Raw genomic sequence first — 18,074 nt, 5'->3', positions numbered from 1 at the left:
CATCCGGGCACGCCGAGGGGAGGCTGCTATGGGGGCGCTGCCGCGGTTCGCCGCACTGCCGGTGGGGATCGTCGTCGCGGTCCAGGCCGTCGTGCTGACGGCCTTGTCCGGACGCTACGGGTTCCACCGCGACGAACTGTACTTCGTCGCCGCGGGCCGCCGGCCGGACTGGGGATACGTCGACAATCCGCCCCTCACGCCGTGGCTCGCCCGGGCGTCGACGGCGTTGTTCGGCGACACCCCGGCCGGCCTGCGGGTGGTGGCCACCCTGCTCGGCGTGGCCACCGTCGTGGTCGTCGCGCTGATCGCGCGCGAGGCCGGCGGCGGCCGCGGGGTCCAGCTGTTCACCGCGCTGGCGACGGCGCTGTCGTCCTACGTCCTGGTCGTGTCGCACATGCTGGCCACCAACTCGGCGGACGTGCTGCTCTGGTCGCTGATCGCGCTCTCCGGCCTGCGGCTGCTGCGCACCGGCGACGGCCGGTGGTGGCTCGCCGTCGGCGCGGCCGCCGGGCTCGGCCTGGCGAACAAGTGGCTGGTGCTGCTCCTGCTCTCCGGGCTCGGCGTCGGCGTGGCCGTCGCCGGGCCGCGGCGGGTGCTGCGGACCTGGTGGCTCGCGGCCGGGATCGGGGTCGCCGTCGTCCTGGCGGCCCCGGTGGTGCTCTGGCAGGCGTCGCACGGCTGGCCGATGCTCACCGTCGCCGGCGGGATCAGCGAGGACGACGGCGGCGAGAACCGGCTGCTGTTCGTGCCGATGCAGCTGGTCCTGCTCTCGCCGGTGCTGGTGCCGGTGTGGATCGCCGGGCTGGTGCGGCCGTGGCGCGAACCCGGCCTGCACTGGGCCCGCCCGCTGGCCGTCGCGTACCCGGTGGTCTGCGCCGAACTCCTGGTCGTGGGCGGCAAGCCGTACTACTCGGTGCCGTTGCTGCTGCCGCTGGTCGCACTCGGCGCCGAGCCGGTGCTGCGGTGGCTGTCCCGCGGCGGAGCGCCGCGGCGGGTGCTCACCGGCGCGGCGGCCGTGGTGTGCGTGGCCGTGTCCGTCCTCATCGGACTCCCCGTGCTGCCGGCGTCGGCGTTGAACGGCCCGTTGCTGGCCCTGAACAAGGAACCGGGCGAGCAGGTCGGCTGGCCGGACTTCGCCGGCACGGTGGCGGGCGCCTGGGCCCGCATCCCGGCCGCCGAACGCGACACCGCGGTGATCGTCACCGGCAACTACGGCGAAGCCGGAGCGCTGGAGCGCTACGGCCCCGAGCGCGGCCTGCCACCGGTGTATTCGCCGCACATGTCGTACGCGGACTGGGGCCCGCCGCCGGACCGCCTGGTCGGCCCGGTGCTGTTCGTCGGGCGGATCCGGCCCGGCACGCCGGCGGCTCGCCTGATCACCGGCTGCCGGGCGGTCGCCAAGCATCACAACGCCGACGGCGTGCACAACGACGAAGAAGGTGTCGTGGTGTCGTTGTGCACGCTGACGCGGCCCTGGTCCGAGGCGTGGCCGCAGCTGCGGCGGTACTACTGAGGCGCGGCTGAGGCTGTCAAGAAGAACAAGACTGCACTTTTCGCGAGAGCGCGGGCACGCTCTCCGGCATGCCGGAACTCGCTGCCGAACAGGACCACCTGAACGTCCTCTACGCCCGCCTCGACGCGCTGCGGGAGGAGACCGCCGCCGCGCTCGCCCGCGGCCACGCGCCGGAGGTGTGGCAGGCCGAGGCGGCCAGGCTGGCGGCGGTCGAGGACGGGTTGTGCTTCGGCCGGCTCGACCTGACCGGCGGCCGGCGCCTCCACATCGGACGGCTCGGGCTGTTCACCGACGACGACGAACCCCTGCTGGTGGACTGGCGCGCGCCGGCCGCCCGGCCGTTCTACACCGCGACCGCCGCCGAGCCGGGCGAAGTCGTCCGCCGGCGGCGGATCACCACCCGGGGCCGGACCGTCGTCGCCCTCGACGACGAACTGCTCGATCCCGACGGGCCGCACGACGGGCTGGTCGGCGAGGCCGCGCTGCTCGCCGCGGTGACGGCCGAGCGCACCGGGCGCATGCGGGACGTCGTCACGACGCTGCAGGCCGAGCAGGACCGGATCGTCCGCGACGACGCCCGGGGCGTCCTGGTCGTGCAGGGCGGCCCGGGCACCGGTAAGACGGCCGTCGCCCTGCACCGGGTCGCGTACCTGCTCTACACCCACGCACACCTGCGCGAGCGCGGCGTGCTCGTCCTCGGTCCCAGCCGGGTGTTCCTCGACTACATCGGCCAGGTGCTGCCCGGCCTCGGCGAGCACCGGGTGGTGACGGCGACCGTGTCCGGCCTCGTGCCCGGCGTCCCGGTCACCCGGACCGACACCGCCGCGGAAGCCGCGCGCAAGGGCCGTGCGGAAATGGCGTCCCGGCTGGCCGAACGCGTCCGTGCCACGGTCCGGGTTCCCGGGGAAGCGGTGGACGTCGAGTTCGAGCAGCAGGCGCTGCGGCTGGACCCGGCGGCGCTGCGCCGGGCCGTGCGGACGGCCAGGGAGACCGGCTTGCCGCACAACCAGGCCCGCCACGTGTTCCACCGGGAGGTCGTCGCCACGCTGACCGGGGACCTGGCCGGCCGGATGGAGTCGGTCGTGTTCACCGAGACCGGCGAGGCGCTCGACGGTGGCAGCCCGGACGGCCGCCTCGACGAGGCCGGGCTGCGGGCGCTCGCCGCCGCGGGCGTGGTGCTCGGCCCGGAGGACGACGGCGCCCCGCACACGCTGCTGGACGAGGCCGACCGGGAAGCGCTGCGGACGGCCCTGCTCGCCGACCCCGGGATCCGGGACGTGCTCGACGAACTGTGGCCGCCCCTGACCCCGGCGGAGGTGGTCGAGGGGCCGTGGAGCGCGGCGGACATCCCGTTGCTGGACGAGGCCGCCGCGCTGATCGGGGCGAGCGTGCCGGTGTTCGGGCACGTGGTGGCCGACGAGGCCCAGGAACTGTCCGAAATGGACTGGCGGATGCTGCTGCGCCGCTGCCCGTCCCGGTCGATGACCGTCGTCGGGGACCTGGCCCAGACCGGGAGCGCGGCGGGTGCCACGTCGTGGGACCGGGTACCGCGGCCGCACCGGATCGCCGAGCTGACCGTCGGCTACCGCACCCCGCGGGAAATCATGGACGCGGCGGCGGCGGTGCTGGCCGTCCACCACCCGGCGGTGCGGCCGCCGACGTCGGTGCGGGCGAGCGGAGAGCGGCCGTGGCGGCTGGCCGCCGCCGACGTGCCCGGTGTGCTCGCCGAACTCGCCGGCGCGCACACCGGGGGCAAGCTGGCGATCATCGCGCCGGCGGCCGGCGAGCTGGCGGCCGCCCTTTCGCTGCGGCGGCCGCCGGACCCGGTGGACGACGTCGTGCTGCTGACCCCGGCCGAGGCCAAGGGACTGGAGTTCGACTCGGTGGTGATCGCCGACCCCGCCGCCGTCCTCGCGGCCGGCCCGCACGGACCCCGGGACCTCTACGTGGCCATGACGCGGGCCACCCGGTCGCTCGGTGTCGTCCACCCCGGGCCGGTCCCGCGGGAACTGCTCTTGCTGGCGGAACGGCCGGTCAGCTCCAGGCGATCTTGAACACCCACGCGTAGCGGCCGGCCTGGCGGGCCGCGGCCGGGACGTCGATCACCAGCGAGCCGTTTTCGACGCTCCAGTGCAGGTTTCCGCGGTACCCGAGCAGCGACACCCGGTCGCCGCCGCGGATCGGCACCGGGGCGTCGACCACCAGCCTGCTGCCCGGCGCCACCAGCGAGTGCACGTAGAACGCCTCGTTCTGCTTGACTGTGAACCGCAGGTCGCCGAGCTGCGCCATCCGTGACCAGTACGTCGTCCCGTAGATGGCTTCGCCGTTGACCTTCAGCCACGCGCCCGCGTCGCGCAGGTGCTGCTGCATGACGGCCGGGATCGTGCCGTCGAAGTCCGGGCCGATGTCGAGCAGGAAGTTGCCGTTCTTCGAGACGATGTCGACGAGCGTCCGGACGACCTCCTCCGCCGTCATGTACCTGTCGTCGGGAGTCGCGCGGTTGTAGCCGTAGGAGAACGGGTCGAGGCCGCGGCTCGCCTCCCACTTCGCCACCACGGTGTTCGGGTAGGTCGTGTACTCCGGGGTGGTGAAGTCGTGGTCGGGGATGCCACCGCGGTCGTTGTAGGTGACGTCCTTGGGGCGCTTGCGGTTCTTCGCGCGGTTGAAGTACTCGGTGATCGTGGCGCGCGTGTCGTTGACCCCGCCGATGTCGAACCACAGGACGTCCGGGTCGAACTCCGAGACGAGCTCCAGCACCTGCGGCGCCTGGTAGTCGCGGACGAAGTCCTTCCCCGCGGTGTACCCGGTGTAGGGCAGCGGCGCGCCGGTGTAGGGGTTGCGCGGCGCGTGGCCCATCCACGGGTTGTCCGGGTTGAACCATTCCGGCAGCGAGAAGTACAGGCCGTTGCGCAGCTGCGGCGTGTACTTCCGGGACGCGGCGAACAGCTCGGCGACGACGTTCCGGCGAGGGCCGAGTTTCACGGAGTTGCGGTCGCTGACCTTCGTGTCCCACAACGCGAAGCCGTCGTGGTGCTTGGACGTCAGGACGTAGTACTCCGCTCCCGCGTCCGCGATCAGCTTCAGCCAGCTGCGCGGGTCGAACTTCGCCGCGGTGAACTGCGGGATGAAGTCGTCGTAGGTGAAGTTCTCGCCGTACTTCTGCTTGTGGTAGGCGTAGGTCGCGCCGTTCGGATCCTGCTGGTTCTGCCAGTACCACTCCGCGTACTGCTGCCCGACCGGCGCCCACGCGGGCACGGCGTACACGCCCCAGTGGATGAAGATGCCGAACTTGCTGTCGTTGAACCAGTAGGGCGCGCGGTGCGTCGAGAGCGAAGCGTCGGCCGGCCGGAAGTCCGGGACGCCGAGGGTGATCGGCACCTGCTGGGTGGCGAGGGTGCCGCGGCCGGCCGTGACGCGGATCTGGCCGTTCGTCGTGGTCCCGGGCGGCACGGACGCGTTCGGGGCGAGCCCGAGCCGGACCGTCGCCTGCTCCCCCGGCGCCAGCGCGCGGATGGCCGCGGGCACGGTCGTCCGGCCGCCGGGGACGTCGACGGTGACGCTCACCCGGTCGCCCGCGCCGAGCCACACGGTCCCGGCGTTGACGATGGTCGCTTCGGCGGCCTGCGGCCCGCCGTCGGTGAGCAGGTTGGCCGTCGACCGGCCGTCCAGGACCAGCGCCGAGCGGCCCACGGCGACCGGCTGCAGGGTGAGCGCGAAGACGTGCAGGCTGGAGACGTTCGGCGCCGGGTTCGCCGTCGTGGGCAGGGTCAGCGCGACGGCTTCGCGGGCCGGGTCGATCCAGACCTGGCCGGTGGCCAGCGAAACCGGGTTGTTGTCGACGACACCGCCGGGTGCGTAGCGGAACGGCGAGACGAGCGCGCCGCTGCCGGTGTACCAGTCGGGGCCGGACAGCGAGCCGGTGCTCGTGCTGCCGTCGGCGTAGTGCACGGTCGCCGCGCCGCCCGCCGCGCCGTAGCTGGCGGCGACCAGGAAGTACGCGACGAAGTAGCGGCCCTTCGGCAAGTCGATCCGCTGGCCGGTGGCGGCGACGTTGTTCTTCGCGCCGGCGGCCGCGGAGCCGAGCTTGAACGGGACACCGCCCACGGTGACGGTCTGCCCGGCGGGGACGTGCTCGGCGGGGAAGGTGTAGCCGGAGCCGTCGAAGTCCCCGCCGGTGGCCGACGCGCTGTCGATGCCGTCGTTGGTGAACCACGTGTCGAGGGCGACCGGCACGGGTGGCGGGGGCGGAACGATCGGGGTGTCGGCGGTGTCGGCGGCGGCGTCCACGGGTCCGGCGGCGCCGGCGGGTGTGCGGCCGGCCGCGCTGAGCGCGACGGCTCCGCCCAGGGCGATGCCGAGGGCTTGGCGGCGGGGGAAGGTCGGCACTGAGCCTCCAGGGATCGGATGACTACGGCGGAATGACGGCAGAGTTCGGCCCCAGAGGACCGATCTGCCGCTGGCGGAACTGATTCATCCGATGAATGAGCCTGCTTGGTGGCCCCCGCCGTGTCAAGAGGCCAACCGGAGCGATCGTTGTGAACCATGTTCGTGTTCGCCGCGTATCACTGGGTAACGAGCTGCAGCACTCGCGCCGAACCAGCCGCACCGAAAGGCCAGACCGATGTCCACCCTCCCCCACGCGCTGAGCCGCCGTGCGATCGCCATGCTCAAGGCGGTCGCCGAAGGCCGTGCCGAGCTCCGCTGCAGCTGCGAACCCGACCTCCGCGTCGACGGCCTGTCGTGCTGCGACCAGAACACCGCCCACGACCTCGCCCACGCCGGCCTGGTGAGAGCCACCCGGCTCGTCGCCCCCGGCCAGTGGGCGCCCGCCGAACTCACCGAGGCGGGCCACCGCGCCCTGACCGGGTTCCCCGCCGCCGCAGCCTGAGCCTCCCGCAGCCCTCGTGAGTGGGAAACAGTGTTAGAACACTGTTTCCCACTCACGAGGGCTTTGCTCGAAAACGGAGTGAGAAACCCGGCGCGAAAGCTGAACCGGGGCGGGCCGCGGGCCGTGCTTGGGGTGAGGGCGTCTCGCACACGCCCTCCGGGTCACCACGACGCAACGATCCGGGCCAGCCTCCGCCCGATCGGGACCGGGTGCCCCGGCGAGCGGCCGTCGCGGCAACGGCCACCTCGCGCGGGCCCGTCCGGCATCCCCAGAATCCCGGACGGGCCCGCCCCCGGCCTGTCCCCGATCTTGTCCGGTGCCTCACCTGATCAGCGGTCGCCGCCGCGCGGACCCGCGCGCGACGGTGGGATCATGCGACGTTTCCTGGCCGTCAGCGCGGCCGTCCTGGCCGGTCTCGGGCTCCTCACGACGGCCGGCAGCGCGAACCCGGAAAGCCTTCTCCCGCAGCCGGCCCAGCAGGCGGTGGGCGGCTGGGCCGGGACGTGGGCCACGGCGCCCGCGGCCGCCGTGCCGAACACCCCGGACGGCTATCCCGGCTACTCGATCCGCAACGTCGTGCACACCAGCGCGGGCGGCGGGCGCGCCCGCGTCCACCTGTCCAACGCCTTCGGGGCCGCTCCCCTCACCTTCGGGCACGTCACCGTCGCGGTCCAGGGCACCGGGCCGGACGCCGTGCCGGGCACCCTGCGGTCCCTGACCTTCGGCGGCGCCCCGGACGTCGTCGTGCCCGCCGGCGCCGAGGCGCTGAGCGATCCGGTGAACCTCCGGGTCCCCGCCGACGCGAACCTGCTCGTGACGACGTACGTACCGGCGAAGTCCGGGCCGGTGACCTACCACCCGGCCGCGGCGCAGACGTCGTACTTCACCCGCAACGGCGACTTCGCCGCCAGCGAGTCCGGCGCGCCCTACACCGAGCAGACGTCCGTCTGGCACTACGTTTCCGGCGTCGACGTCCAGGGCGGTGCCGAAGCCTCGATCGTGGCGCTGGGCGACTCCATCACCGACGGCGTCGGCTCGGCCGCCGGCGCGAACCACCGCTGGCCGGACTACCTGGCCGACCGGCTGCACGGCCGCTTCGGCGTGCTCAACGCGGGCATCAGCGCCAACCGGCTGCTGCTCGACGTCCCCGGCTCCGGCGCCGGCCAGAACGCGCTTTCCCGCTTCGACCGCGATGTGCTCGGCGTCGGCGGCGTGCGGACGCTGATTGTGCTGGAGGGCATCAACGACATCCAGCAGGACCCGCACCAGACCGACCCGGCCGCGATCACCTCGGCCTACCGCCAGCTGGTGGCGCAGGCGCACGCGCGCGGCATCCGGGTGCTCGGCGGCACGCTGACGCCGTTCAAGGGCTGGCGCGTCTACGACGACACCCTCGAAGCGACCCGCCAGGCGGTGAACAGCTTCATCCGCACCGGCGGGGTCTTCGACGGCGTCGTCGACTTCGACGCGGCGGTCCGCGACCCGGCCGACCCGCTCCGGATGCTGCCCGCCTACGACTCCGGCGACCACCTCCACCCCGGCGACGCCGGCTACGAGCGGATGGCCGCCGCCGTCCGGCTCGACCGGCTCTGATCCCGCGGGATGAACAGCACCGCGACCAGGCTGAGCACCGCCACCCCCACCAGGTAGAGCGACACCGAGAACGAGGTCCCGGTGGCGGCCTGCAGCGACACCGCGATCGACGGCGCGAAGGCGCCGCCCAGCACCGCGCCCACGGCGTAGGAGAACGAAGCCCCGCTGTAGCGGTAGCGCGGCTCGAACAGCTCCGCGAACAACGCCGACTGCGGCCCGTAGGTGGCGCCGAGGCCGATGTTGAGCACGATCACGGCCACGATCAGCCACACCGTGGCCTTCGTGTCGACGAGCAGGAAGAACGGGATCGGCCAGACCACCAGGAGCACCGAACCGGCCAGGTACACGGGTTTGCGGCCCACGCTGTCCGACCACGCCGCCGAGACGAGGATGCTCACCAGCCACGTCACGCTGCCGATGATCACGACGACCAGCAGCGTGGTGCGGTCGATCTTGAGCACCGACGTGCCGTAGGACAGCAGGTAGGCCAGGAAGATGTAGCCGATCGCGGTGTTGGCGACGAAGCTGCCGGACGCCACCAGCAGCGCCCGCGGCCGCTCGCGCAGCACCTCGACCATCGGACGGCTGCTGCGTGCTTCGGTCTCCCGCAGCTGCGAGAACACCGGGCTTTCCTCGATCCGCAGCCGGATCACCAGGCCGACGGCGACGAGCACGATGCTCGCCAGGAACGGCACCCGCCAGCCCCACGCGGCGAACTGCGCGTCGGTCAGCGTGCGGCCGAGGACGAAGAACATCAGCTGCGCCAGGATCAACCCGGCCGGGACGCCGATCTGCGAGAACGCGCCGAACCGGCCCCGGCGGCCTTCGGGCGCGTGCTCGACCGCCATCAGCGCGGCCCCGCCCCATTCGCCGCCCGCGCTGAGTCCCTGCAGCAACCGCAGGACCAGCAGCAGGATCGGCGCCCAGACCCCGATCGCGGAATACGTCGGCAGCAGTCCGACGCCGACGGTGGCGACACCCATCAGCAGCAGCGACAGCACCAGCATCGCCTTGCGGCCGACGCGGTCGCCGAAGTGCCCCCAGAGGATCCCGCCGACCGGGCGGGCCAGGAACCCGACCCCGAGCGTCGCGAAGGCGGCGAGGGTGCCGGATGCGGGCGACAGCGTCGTGAAGAACAGCTTGCCGAACACCAGCGCCGTCGCCGTGCTGTAGATGAAGTAGTCGTACCACTCGATGGTGGTCCCCACCGCGCTCGCCACAGCAACCCGCCGCAAGGGCCGGGCCGCGACCGCGCGGCCGCTCACGAGCCGGCTAGTGCGGCGGCCGGGACCAGGTCGTCCACGAGCAGGTCCATCAGCAGCCCGTCGTGCCAGCTGCCGTCCGGACCGCGCTCGTAGGAGCGCATCGTGCCGACCGGCCGGAAGCCGAGCGACCCGTAGAGCCGGATCGCCGCTTCGTTGCCGGCCGCCGGGTCGATCACCAGCCGGTGGTGCCCGCGCACCGTGAACAGGTGCTCGGCCAGCGTGCGGATGGCGTCCGTGCCGAGGCCGCGGCCCTGGAAGTCCGGGTGCACCGCGATGTCGATCCCGGCGTGGCGGTACTGCGGATCGGCCTCCTCGAAGGCCAGTTCGATGCCGATGACGACAGTGTTCCCGAGGTCGTCGTGTTCGATGGCGTAGGTCGTGGTGCCTTCGTCGGGGTCCAGCAGGTAGGACACCTGGGCGGCCACCGGCTCCTCGGCGTCGGCCCACCAGCGGGCGACTTCCGGGTGCGACAGGATCTCCTCGAACCGGGCGGCGTCCGGGGCGGCAGCTGGCCGCAGCCGGACACGGCTTCCGGTGATCAGGCCGGTCATCGGCCCAGTGTCGCCCGCCCGGGCGCCCGCTGTCGAGACCCCGAAAGGACTGCTCAGGCGTAGACGGTGACCACGTCCTGCCCGGCGGCGGCCACCTTGCGCAGGGCCGCGAACACCTCGTCGAGCACTTCGGCGTCGTCCTCGTCGAGGTCGCCGGGCCGCTCGTCCCCGGCCTTCGCGAGGGCCTCTTCGAGCTCGTCGGCGAGCACGAAGCCGACCATCGGGTAGTCGTTCCAGACGATGCCTTCGAGGTTCCGCGACAGCAGGTGGTCGGCCACGTCGGCGCCCAGCAGACCGGCCAGGACGCCGTCGAACAGCTCCTCGCGGAACCAGTCGCCGCCCGCCGACGCGTGGCCGGTGCGGCCGGCCTCCTCGCCCATCGCCAGTGCCGTGCGCGCCACGGCGTCCGCCACCTCGGGCGTGGGCTCGCCCCCGCCCGCGTCGCGGAACGCCGCCACCGCCGGGTCGGCGGCCACCCGCGCCCGGAACTCGTCGAACGACATCGCGCGGAAGACCAGCGCGTAGCTCATGTCCTACTCCCCGTACCCCGGCGTCACCTTGACGACTGCCTTGCCGTCCGGGCCGACCGTCGTGTTGACCGGAACGTACTTGACCGGCGGGTGGCCGTTGTGGATGGCGTTCCAGATCGACGTCCCGACTTCGCCGCGGCCGTCGTAGGTCGCGTTTTCCGGCTTGCTGTTCTTCATGTTCGCGGCAACGTCCTTGAGGTACTCCGTGCTTCCCTGGTCCATCCGGTGGTCGTTGGGCCGGTTCGCGGGCGGCACCGGGGCACCGGAGTCCGGGTCGAACTTCTGCACGCGGCCGTGCATCGGGCCGCCGGTCAGCGTCGACCCGTTGCCCTTCGCCTCGACGACGTGCATGGTCTTGCCGTCCCAGTAGGCGACGTCGGCGACGTTGTTGCCGTTGAAGGCGACCGCGTTCGGCCACGGCTCGCCCGGCTTGGTGCCGTACTTGCCGGCCGGCAGCGGGTTCGTCTTCGACGGCGTGATCATGTCGAGGTCGTCCTTGCCGGTGACCTTCTTCAGGTAGTCGTGCGCCCCGGCCTCGCCGACGTCCTCGGACCGCTTGACCTTCGTCTTGCCCTCGGAGTCCTTCAGGCGCCTGCCGAGCGGGTTGTCCGGGTCGTCCTTCGGGAAGTTCTTGTACTTGTCGATCGCCGGGTCCTTGAGGTCGTCGTTGACGATGTCCCCGGGCTTGTAGTCCTTGCCGGTGTTGGGTCGCTTGTTCGAGCCCGAGCCGGACGCACTCGTCGAGTCGTCCTCGGACCGCTGGCGCTTCGGGACCCGGTCGTCCTTGACCTTGCCGCACGGCGACACCGTCGCGGTGAGCCCCAGCGGGTCCGCCGCGAGGAGCGGGTTCGCCACGTACGCCACCGGGTTCGGCGCCGGGTCCAGGCCGAGCGGGTCCGGGCTGAGGTACCGGCCGGTCGCCGGGTCGTAGTAGCGGTAGACGTTGTAGTGCAGGCCGGTTTCGGCGTCGCGGTACTGGCCCGGGAAGCGCAGCGGCGTGCCCGCCGGGTCCCCGAGGTCGTTGCCCCACAGGTCCGCCTGGGCGCGCCACAGGAGTGCCCCGGCCGCGTCGACCAGCTCGATCGGCGTGCCCACCTGGTCGGTGACGACCGTGGCCAGCCGCCCGGCGGCCAGCTGGGCGAGGGGCTTGCCGTCGTCGGGGTGGTACTCCCAGGTGGTGACCCGGGTGCCGGCCTGTTCCTCGACGAGGGTGGTGCCGTCCCAGGTGAACAGCACCTGCTCGGCCACCACCGGAGCACCGCCCGGACCGGCCGTGATCCGCTGCTTCGCGGTGCGCCGGCCGAGCGGGTCGTAGCGGTAGCGCCAGTGGCTGCCGTCCGGCGTGACGACACCGGTGAGCCGGCCGAGGGCGTTCCAGGTGTACTGCCAGACGGCACCGGTGGCGTCGCGGCGGGCCACGAGCCGGCCGTGGGCGTCGTACTCGTAAGCCGTCGTGTCCGAGGCGGTGAGCCGGGTGCCGGTGTAGAACCGGCGTTCCCGGGCGGTGCCGGTGATGTTGCCGGCACCGTCGTAGCGGTACTGCTCGGCGCGGTTCGGGCCGGTCGCCGCGGTGACCCGGCCGGCGGCGTCGAGCTGGTAGCGCACCGGGCCGGTCGCGTCGTCGTCGACCCCGGCGAGTTCGCCGTCGGGCCGGTACTCGTAGCCGCGGGTGTGCACCCGCCGCCCGGAGACCGTGACCGCCTGCGCGGTGAGGCGCTCCCCCGCGTAAGCCTGCTCGAGCACGACGTCCCCGAAGACGCGCCGGGTTTCGGCGCCGCCGTCGTGGCCGAAGCGGATCGACTGGCCGGCCGTCTCCAGCGCGACCGGGACGCCGTCCGGGTCGAACCGCCACACACTGTCCACTCCGGACGGAGTGCGGCGGCGCACGAGGTGGTTTTCGTCGTCGTAGCCGAAGGAGATCGTCCGGCCGTCGACGGAGTGGGCGAGCACGCGGCCCTGGTCGTCGCGCTCGATGTCCACCCGGGACTCGGCGTTCGCCGCGCCGGCGAGCCGGCCGACCGGGTCGTGCGCGAACGTCGTGTGCTCGTCGGCGGTGCGGCGGGAGACGACGTTGCCGAGCACGTCGTAGGCGTACTCGACGACCAGGCCGCCGGACTCCGAGCGCACGAGCCGGCCCGCGGCGTCGTGGGTGTAGCGGGTCACGCGGCCGTCGAAGTCGGACTCGGCGGCCGGGCGCCCGGCCGGGTCGTAGGTGTAGTGCCAGGTCAGCCCGGCCGGGTTGGTCACCGCGACCAGGCGCAGCTCGGTGTCGTAGGTGTACGCCGTGCGCGCGCCGGTCGGGTCGGTCACCGCGGTCAGCAGGTCGAACGGGCCGTATTCGCGGGCTTCGGCCTGGCCGAGCAGGCCGGTGTGGCCCAGTTCGTTGCCCTGCCGGTCGTAGCGCCACGCCTCCTGCGCGCCGGACGGCGCGGTGCGGGCCAGCAGCTTGCCTTCGACGCTCCAACGCAGCGCGGACCGCCCGCCCGCGGCGTCGACGACGGCCTTCGGGCGGCCGAACAGGTCGGTGCCGTCCCCGCGCTCGCGCACGGCCGTGGCCGCCGCGGTGCCGGGCTCGTCCGGGCTCGGCGCGTCTTCGGCGGACCCGTCGGCGATGCCGGGCAGGGTGGTGTACGGGTCGGGCGCGCGGCCGGCCGGGTAGTGCCGCCGCCAGACGCGGCCGGCGGCTTCCACTGCGATGTCGAGCGCGCCGTCGTGGTGCCGGGTGACGGCGACGCGGCTGCCGTCGGGCCGGATGACCGCGCGCAGTGCGCCGGTCTCGTCGTGCTCGAACAGCGTCGTCCGGCCGAGCGGGTCGGTCCGGCTCCGCAGGCGGTCGTAGCGGTCCCACTCGAAGGCGGTGACCGCGCCGAGCGGGTCGACGTCGCGCACGAGCTGGCCGAGCTCGTTGAAGTGGTGCTCGCTGGTGTGGCCCAGGGAGTTCGTGAACTTCGTGACGCGCCGCGCGGGGTCGTAGGCGAACCGGCCGTCGAGGAAACCGCCGTCGCCGACGGTGACCACGCACCGCCCGCTGTCATCGTAGACGTACCGGTACCAGACGCCGTTGCGGTCGTGCCAGCCGGTGATCCGGCCCGCGTCGTCGTACTCGAACCGCACGGGCGTCTCGGAGGAGTCGACCACCGCGACCAGGCGGCCGCGCGGATCGTAGTCGTAGCGGGTGGTGCGGACGCGGTAGCCGGTCTCGCCGTCGACGACGTCGACCGCCACCACGCGGCCGCGGTCGGTGGTGAGCGCCACCTCGTAGCCCGCGGAGTGCGTGAGGCTCGCGGGCGCACCCGACGGCGTGTAGGTGCAGGAAACGACGGCGCCGCCGAGGTCTTCGACGCGCTGCAGCGGCTGCAGGGCGGCACCGCGGCCGGGCAGCGGCGCGAAGGTGAGCGTGCGCCGGGACAGCGGGTCGTGCAGCGTGTAGCCGGTCGCCGTGCGGGTCAGCGGCCGCCGCGGGCCCTCCAGCGGCAGCACCGGGACGCCGGTCTCCGCGTGCGGGTACACCAGGACCAGGCCGTCGGCGGAGAAGTAGCAGACGTGCTCGTCGTCGAGCTCCAGCCGCTGGTCCACAGTGGACGTCCAAGTGGGACCGAACCACTGTCCGGCCCGGTAGGACGAGATGTGCGTGCGGTCGAGCACGAGCGGCAGCGGGTCCGGCAGCTCGAGGTCGCGCTGCTCCAGGACGACGTCGCCGCATCCGACGTCCACCGGGTCGGACTTGCAGACGCGGTCGTCCGGGCCCACGCCGCGGTCGCGCGGGTTGTCCGGCTTGTTGGACGAGCCGGAACCCCTGCCGGCGCCGCCCTTGCCCCCACCCGAGGGCGTGGTCGAGCCCCCGCCGGGCGTCGGATCCGGGCCCTTCGGGTTTTCGTCGGGGCCCTTCGAGGCGGGTGGCGGGTCGGTCTTCGGCGGCGGGTCGCCCTTCGCGCCGGACGGCGTCGTGCCGTCCCCCTTCGCCCCCGACGGCGTCGTGCCGTCGGTCTTCGGCGGCGGTGCGTCCGGGCCGCCCTTGCCGTTGGGCCCGCCGATGTCCTTCGGGCCGCTCTTGATGTCGGCGTGCTTCGGCGGCGGCGCGGCCTTGCCCGGCTTGATCTTCTTCAACGCCTTCGCCGCGTCCGCGAACAGGTCGCCCGCCCGCTTGAGCAGCGGGATCAGCGCCTTCAACGCCGTGACCAGGCGTTTCACCAGGTCCGCGATCTTCGACGCCGTCTTCGCGACCGCGCCGATGACCTGCGGCACCACCCACGTCAACCCGATGCCCAGGGTGAACAGGACCTGCAGCGCCCAGCTGATCAGGTGCCCGACCAGCTCGGCGATGATGTCCCGGACCAGCGCCCGGACCGCCGCGACGACCTCACCGGCGGTCTTGACCCCGCTGGAGGCGCCTTCGCAGCCCTTCTGCGCGGTCTCCAGCAGCGTCACGGTGTCCTGCGCGCGCTGGCGGTACGTGTCGGCCGCGTTCCCGGTCCACGACACGGTGTCGGCCTTGACCATGCCGGTCAGGTCCTCGCCGACGCTCCCGAGCTCGGTGGCGATGTTCTTCCACGTCTCGGACTGCGCGGCGATCTCGTCGGCGTTGCCGGTGAGACCGTTGAGGGCTTCCTTGAGCGGCCCGACGTGTTCCATCAGCCAGCCGACGCCGGCGGCGAGGATCGCGCCGAACGGGTCCATGGCCATCGACAGCGCGTCGAGCGCCGTCCCGACCGCGCCCATCGCCACCGACGCCCAGTCGCCGCTCTCGATGGCCGACTTCAGGTCGTTCGCCGACTCCAGCAGGGAGATGCCCGAGTACGCCTTCGTGGAATCCTTCGTCTCCGCGACCAGCGGATTCACCACGGATTGTTGTCCTCATCGTCGGAAGGCGCGGACCGGCGCGGCGGCTGCGGGGCGCCCGGGGCGGGCGGCGGCGTCGCGGCGCCACCGGACGGGGCGGGCGGCGGCGGTGTCGGCGGCGCGGGCGGCTGCTCGTCCGGTTCGTCCGGGTTCGGGAAGCGGCCACGCAGGTTGTCCAGCAGCGCGCCGCGGGTCTCGCGGTCCTCGTCGCCGAGCTGCTCGGCCATCACCCCGGCGACCTTGTCGGCGATACCGGCCTGCGCGCGCCGCATCGTCGCCAGGATCTGCCGCGACAGCTCGTCCAGCGGGAACGACTTGACCTTGTTCGAGAACGTCAGGTCCGTGACGGTGCCGTCCGCGCCGACGGTGACGCTGACCGCGCCGTCGGAGCTGGTGGCGGTGAGGCGCAGCCGCTCGGTCTGCTCCTGCGCCGTCTGGTACCGCTGCGCCTTGGCCGCGAACCCGGCCGCCCAGTCGTCCATCCGGCGGATGGTTTCGTCGGGGTCCCGCATCAGGTCCCCCAGGCCGTTCGGGCCGGTCATTCCTTGGTCCTCGCTTCCACCGCGCGCGGCGCCGACGCCGCGAGCTGACGTTCGAACGGCTGCGCGTTGGCGTCTTCGCCGTCACGGTAGGACTGCGCCGCGGTCCGGACGTTGTCGGCCAGCCCGCCCACGCCTTCGGCCGACGCCGTCAGCGACTCCTTCGCCTTCTCGTTCGTCGGCCGGATGATCGGCGGGAGGAACGCGCAGAGCAGCCCGTAGGCGTGGTCGGACATCGCCGTGTCGGCCGCCTGCGACGCCGTGGTGAGCCGTTCGACCAGGCTCTCGACGTGACTCGCGTGCGCGACCAAGTCGTCCGGTTCGACCTCGAAGCCGGCGGCCGTCATGCGCTCACTTCCAATCCTGGTTCTTCCAGTCGCCGATCACCGGCGGTGCCACGACCTGCTCTCCGGCGAAGAAGTTCGGGTCGTCGCTCTCGAGGTAGTCGGCCGACTTGTGTTCCTTGTCGTCGTCCTTCTTGCCGCCGCGGGCCCCGGCGCCCATGCCGCCCATGCCCGGGGACCCGGCCGCGCCGGCCGCCCCGCGGCCCGACATCGCGTTGCGCGCCGCCGCCGCTTCGGCTTCCGCGGCCGCGCCGGAGGCGGCACCACCGCTGAGGTTGCCCGCACCCGTGCCGCGGACGCCGCCACCGGCCGCACCACCACCGGCCCCGCCGCCGCCGATGCCACCGAGGGACCCGCCCCCGGCACCACCGCCGCCGCCGATGCCGCCGAGCCGGCTCGCGATGCTTTCGCCGTTGATGCCGCCGAGGCGCCCGATGGTCGGCATTTTGCCGGTCCCGGTGCCCCCGCCGGGGATGCCGCCGGGGCCGGTGCCGGTGGGCAGGCCGGTGATCGGGTCGATGCCGGGCGGGGTGAACCCGGGGATCGGGCTGCCGCCGCGGATGCCACCGCCGCCACCACCGGAGACGTCCGGGATGTTCGGGATCGACGGCGGGGTGAAGCCGCTGCCGCCGGTGCCCCCGCCGCCCGGGATGCCGGACGGCGTGAAGCCGGACGACGACGTCGAGTCGTCGAAGTGCGGCAGCGACGAGCCGGGGATGCCGGCGCCGCTGAAGTTGCCGCCGGACGGGCCGCCGGGGGTGTCGAAGCTCGGCGGGGTGAAGCCGGCACCGCCGCCTGCGCCGCTGCCGCCGCCGGGGATGCCGGCGCCGGAGAAGCCGCTGCCGGGGATGCCACTGCCCGGGATGCCACTGCCGGGACCGCCGGGTCCCGGGATGCCGGAGCCGCTGCCGTCGCCCGGGATGCCGCTGCCGGAGAAGCCGGAGCCGCTGCCCGGGCCGCCGCCGGGGATGCCGGCCCCGCCCGCGCCACCGGCGCCCGCACCGCTGCCGTCCAGGGCCGCCGCGTTCACGTCGGCGGGGGTCCGCGGGGTCACGCCGTCCATCGCGGTCCGCGCCAGCAGCGGCTGCGCGTCCGTGCCCGCCCCGGCGCCGCCGCCCTGCGCGGCCACGCTCTGCCTGGTCGCGGTGGCCGTCGGCAGCTTCGGCGGGGCCGGGAACCGCGGGGTGGCGACCGCGCCGCCGATGGTCTCGTCGTACTGGGTCAGGATCTGCGCGGCGTGGTCCCGGGCGGCCTGCTGCGCCCGGTAGGTCTGCATGGCCTCGCCCGCGGCGGCCGCGTACTGCACCGGGTCGGTCATCGACATCAGCCGCTGGTTGGTCGACTGGAGGTCGAACTGCACCGGCGGGTTCGCGGCCATCTGCCGCTGGGTCTCGTTGAGCGCCTGGGAGTGGATCTCCTGCTGCCGGCCGGCGAGGGTGGCGCCCTGCGCGGTCGCGCCCAGCCACTTGCCGACCCCCGCGAGGTGCTCGCGGACGGCGTCACCGGCGCCGCCCTGCCAGTTGCTGGTGCTGGCGTTGATGGCGTCGGCCAGGGTCTTCTGATGGGTGCCGAGGTCGTTGCCGACGCGCACCCACTCTTCCGAAGTCTCCGCGACGGTCGCCGGGTTGGCATCCTGCGTGATGGCTTCGTTCATCTGTTCGTGGCTGGCGTTGTTCCACAGCGTGCGCGGCGCCCCGCCGGTCTCGCGCATGGTGAGGCCCTCGTCGAGGCCGTGCTTGGCGTCGTCGAGGTGCTGCTGGTAGAGCTCCTGGATCTTCTTGTCGCGCAGCACCGGGTCGACGACCGGGCCGAGCCAGCCGCGCCGGATCTCGTCGTCGACCTGCTTGGTGGCCATCTCGCGGATCTGGTCGCCCGACGGCGACTTGTCCGTGGTCAGCGGCCCGACGTAGTACTTCGACGACGTATCGGCGGTCACGTCGTAGAGCGGACTGCGCGGGTCGTAGTCCGGCGACGACGGGTCCGAGACGGACTCGGCGGTGGGTGCCACGGTC

12 protein-coding genes are annotated in these 18,074 nt (G+C 73.3%); 4 read left to right on the top strand and 8 right to left on the bottom strand.

The features are described from left to right. Positions 1-28: 28 nt before the first annotated feature. Positions 29-1,513, top strand: a complete 1,485-nt coding sequence (locus ABZW17_RS33005) for a glycosyltransferase family 39 protein (RefSeq protein ID WP_354822943.1) — start codon at positions 29-31, stop codon at positions 1,511-1,513. Positions 1,514-1,581: 68 nt separating this feature from the next. Further along, positions 1,582-3,567 carry a UvrD-helicase domain-containing protein gene (locus tag ABZW17_RS33000; RefSeq protein ID WP_354822941.1) on the top strand — a complete coding sequence of 662 codons (1,986 nt, stop codon included), beginning with the start codon at positions 1,582-1,584 and terminating at the stop codon, positions 3,565-3,567. Here ABZW17_RS33000 and ABZW17_RS32995 read toward each other — a convergent pair. Further along, the gene (locus tag ABZW17_RS32995; RefSeq protein ID WP_354822939.1) at positions 3,548-5,899 is read right to left on the bottom strand and encodes an alpha-L-fucosidase; all 2,352 of its coding nucleotides are present in this window, start codon (positions 5,897-5,899) and stop codon (positions 3,548-3,550) included. The two genes, ABZW17_RS33000 and ABZW17_RS32995, sit on opposite strands and share 20 nt — an antisense overlap. 235 nt (positions 5,900-6,134) lie before the next feature. Between ABZW17_RS32995 and ABZW17_RS32990 the strand changes: the two genes are divergently transcribed. Next, positions 6,135-6,401: a hypothetical protein gene (locus tag ABZW17_RS32990; protein ID WP_354822937.1), complete on the top strand. Its 267-nt coding sequence runs from the start codon at positions 6,135-6,137 to the stop codon at positions 6,399-6,401. A 372-nt stretch (positions 6,402-6,773) separates the two neighbouring features. Further along, positions 6,774-7,994 carry an SGNH/GDSL hydrolase family protein gene (locus tag ABZW17_RS32985; protein WP_354822935.1) on the top strand — a complete coding sequence of 407 codons (1,221 nt, stop codon included), beginning with the start codon at positions 6,774-6,776 and terminating at the stop codon, positions 7,992-7,994. On the opposite strand, the gene ABZW17_RS32980 is transcribed toward ABZW17_RS32985, so the two are convergent. Genes ABZW17_RS32980 through ABZW17_RS32950 form a run of 7 tightly spaced genes read right to left on the bottom strand, consistent with a single transcriptional unit; the run spans position 7,952 to position 18,070 of the window. Next, positions 7,952-9,259: an MFS transporter gene (locus ABZW17_RS32980; protein ID WP_354822933.1), complete on the bottom strand. Its 1,308-nt coding sequence runs from the start codon at positions 9,257-9,259 to the stop codon at positions 7,952-7,954. The two genes, ABZW17_RS32985 and ABZW17_RS32980, sit on opposite strands and share 43 nt — an antisense overlap. Beyond that, entirely contained in the window at positions 9,256-9,810 is a 555-nt protein-coding gene (locus ABZW17_RS32975) for a GNAT family protein (protein WP_354822931.1), read from the bottom strand. The genes ABZW17_RS32980 and ABZW17_RS32975 overlap by 4 nt, the downstream gene beginning before the upstream one ends. Before the next feature lie 53 nt (positions 9,811-9,863). Then, positions 9,864-10,340 (bottom strand): hypothetical protein, encoded by a 477-nt coding sequence (locus ABZW17_RS32970; protein ID WP_354822929.1) that lies wholly within the window; start codon positions 10,338-10,340, stop codon positions 9,864-9,866. 3 nt (positions 10,341-10,343) lie between these two features. Next, positions 10,344-15,182: an RHS repeat-associated core domain-containing protein gene (locus ABZW17_RS32965; protein ID WP_354822927.1), complete on the bottom strand. Its 4,839-nt coding sequence runs from the start codon at positions 15,180-15,182 to the stop codon at positions 10,344-10,346. Next, positions 15,176-15,721 (bottom strand): YbaB/EbfC family nucleoid-associated protein, encoded by a 546-nt coding sequence (locus ABZW17_RS32960; protein ID WP_354822925.1) that lies wholly within the window; start codon positions 15,719-15,721, stop codon positions 15,176-15,178. Before ABZW17_RS32960 ends, ABZW17_RS32965 begins: the two co-directional genes overlap by 7 nt. Next, positions 15,718-16,065, bottom strand: coding sequence for a type VII secretion target (locus tag ABZW17_RS32955; protein ID WP_354822923.1), 348 nt, complete (start codon positions 16,063-16,065; stop codon positions 15,718-15,720). The genes ABZW17_RS32960 and ABZW17_RS32955 overlap by 4 nt, the downstream gene beginning before the upstream one ends. 4 nt (positions 16,066-16,069) lie before the next feature. Continuing rightward, positions 16,070-18,070, bottom strand: coding sequence for a hypothetical protein (locus tag ABZW17_RS32950; RefSeq protein ID WP_354822921.1), 2,001 nt, complete (start codon positions 18,068-18,070; stop codon positions 16,070-16,072). Between the last annotated feature and the right edge of the window lie 4 nt (positions 18,071-18,074).

The sequence above is a fragment of the Amycolatopsis sp. NPDC004625 genome, assembly GCF_040609695.1.
Classification (GTDB): domain Bacteria; phylum Actinomycetota; class Actinomycetes; order Mycobacteriales; family Pseudonocardiaceae; genus Amycolatopsis.
This window is presented reverse-complemented; position numbering and strand designations above follow the sequence as displayed.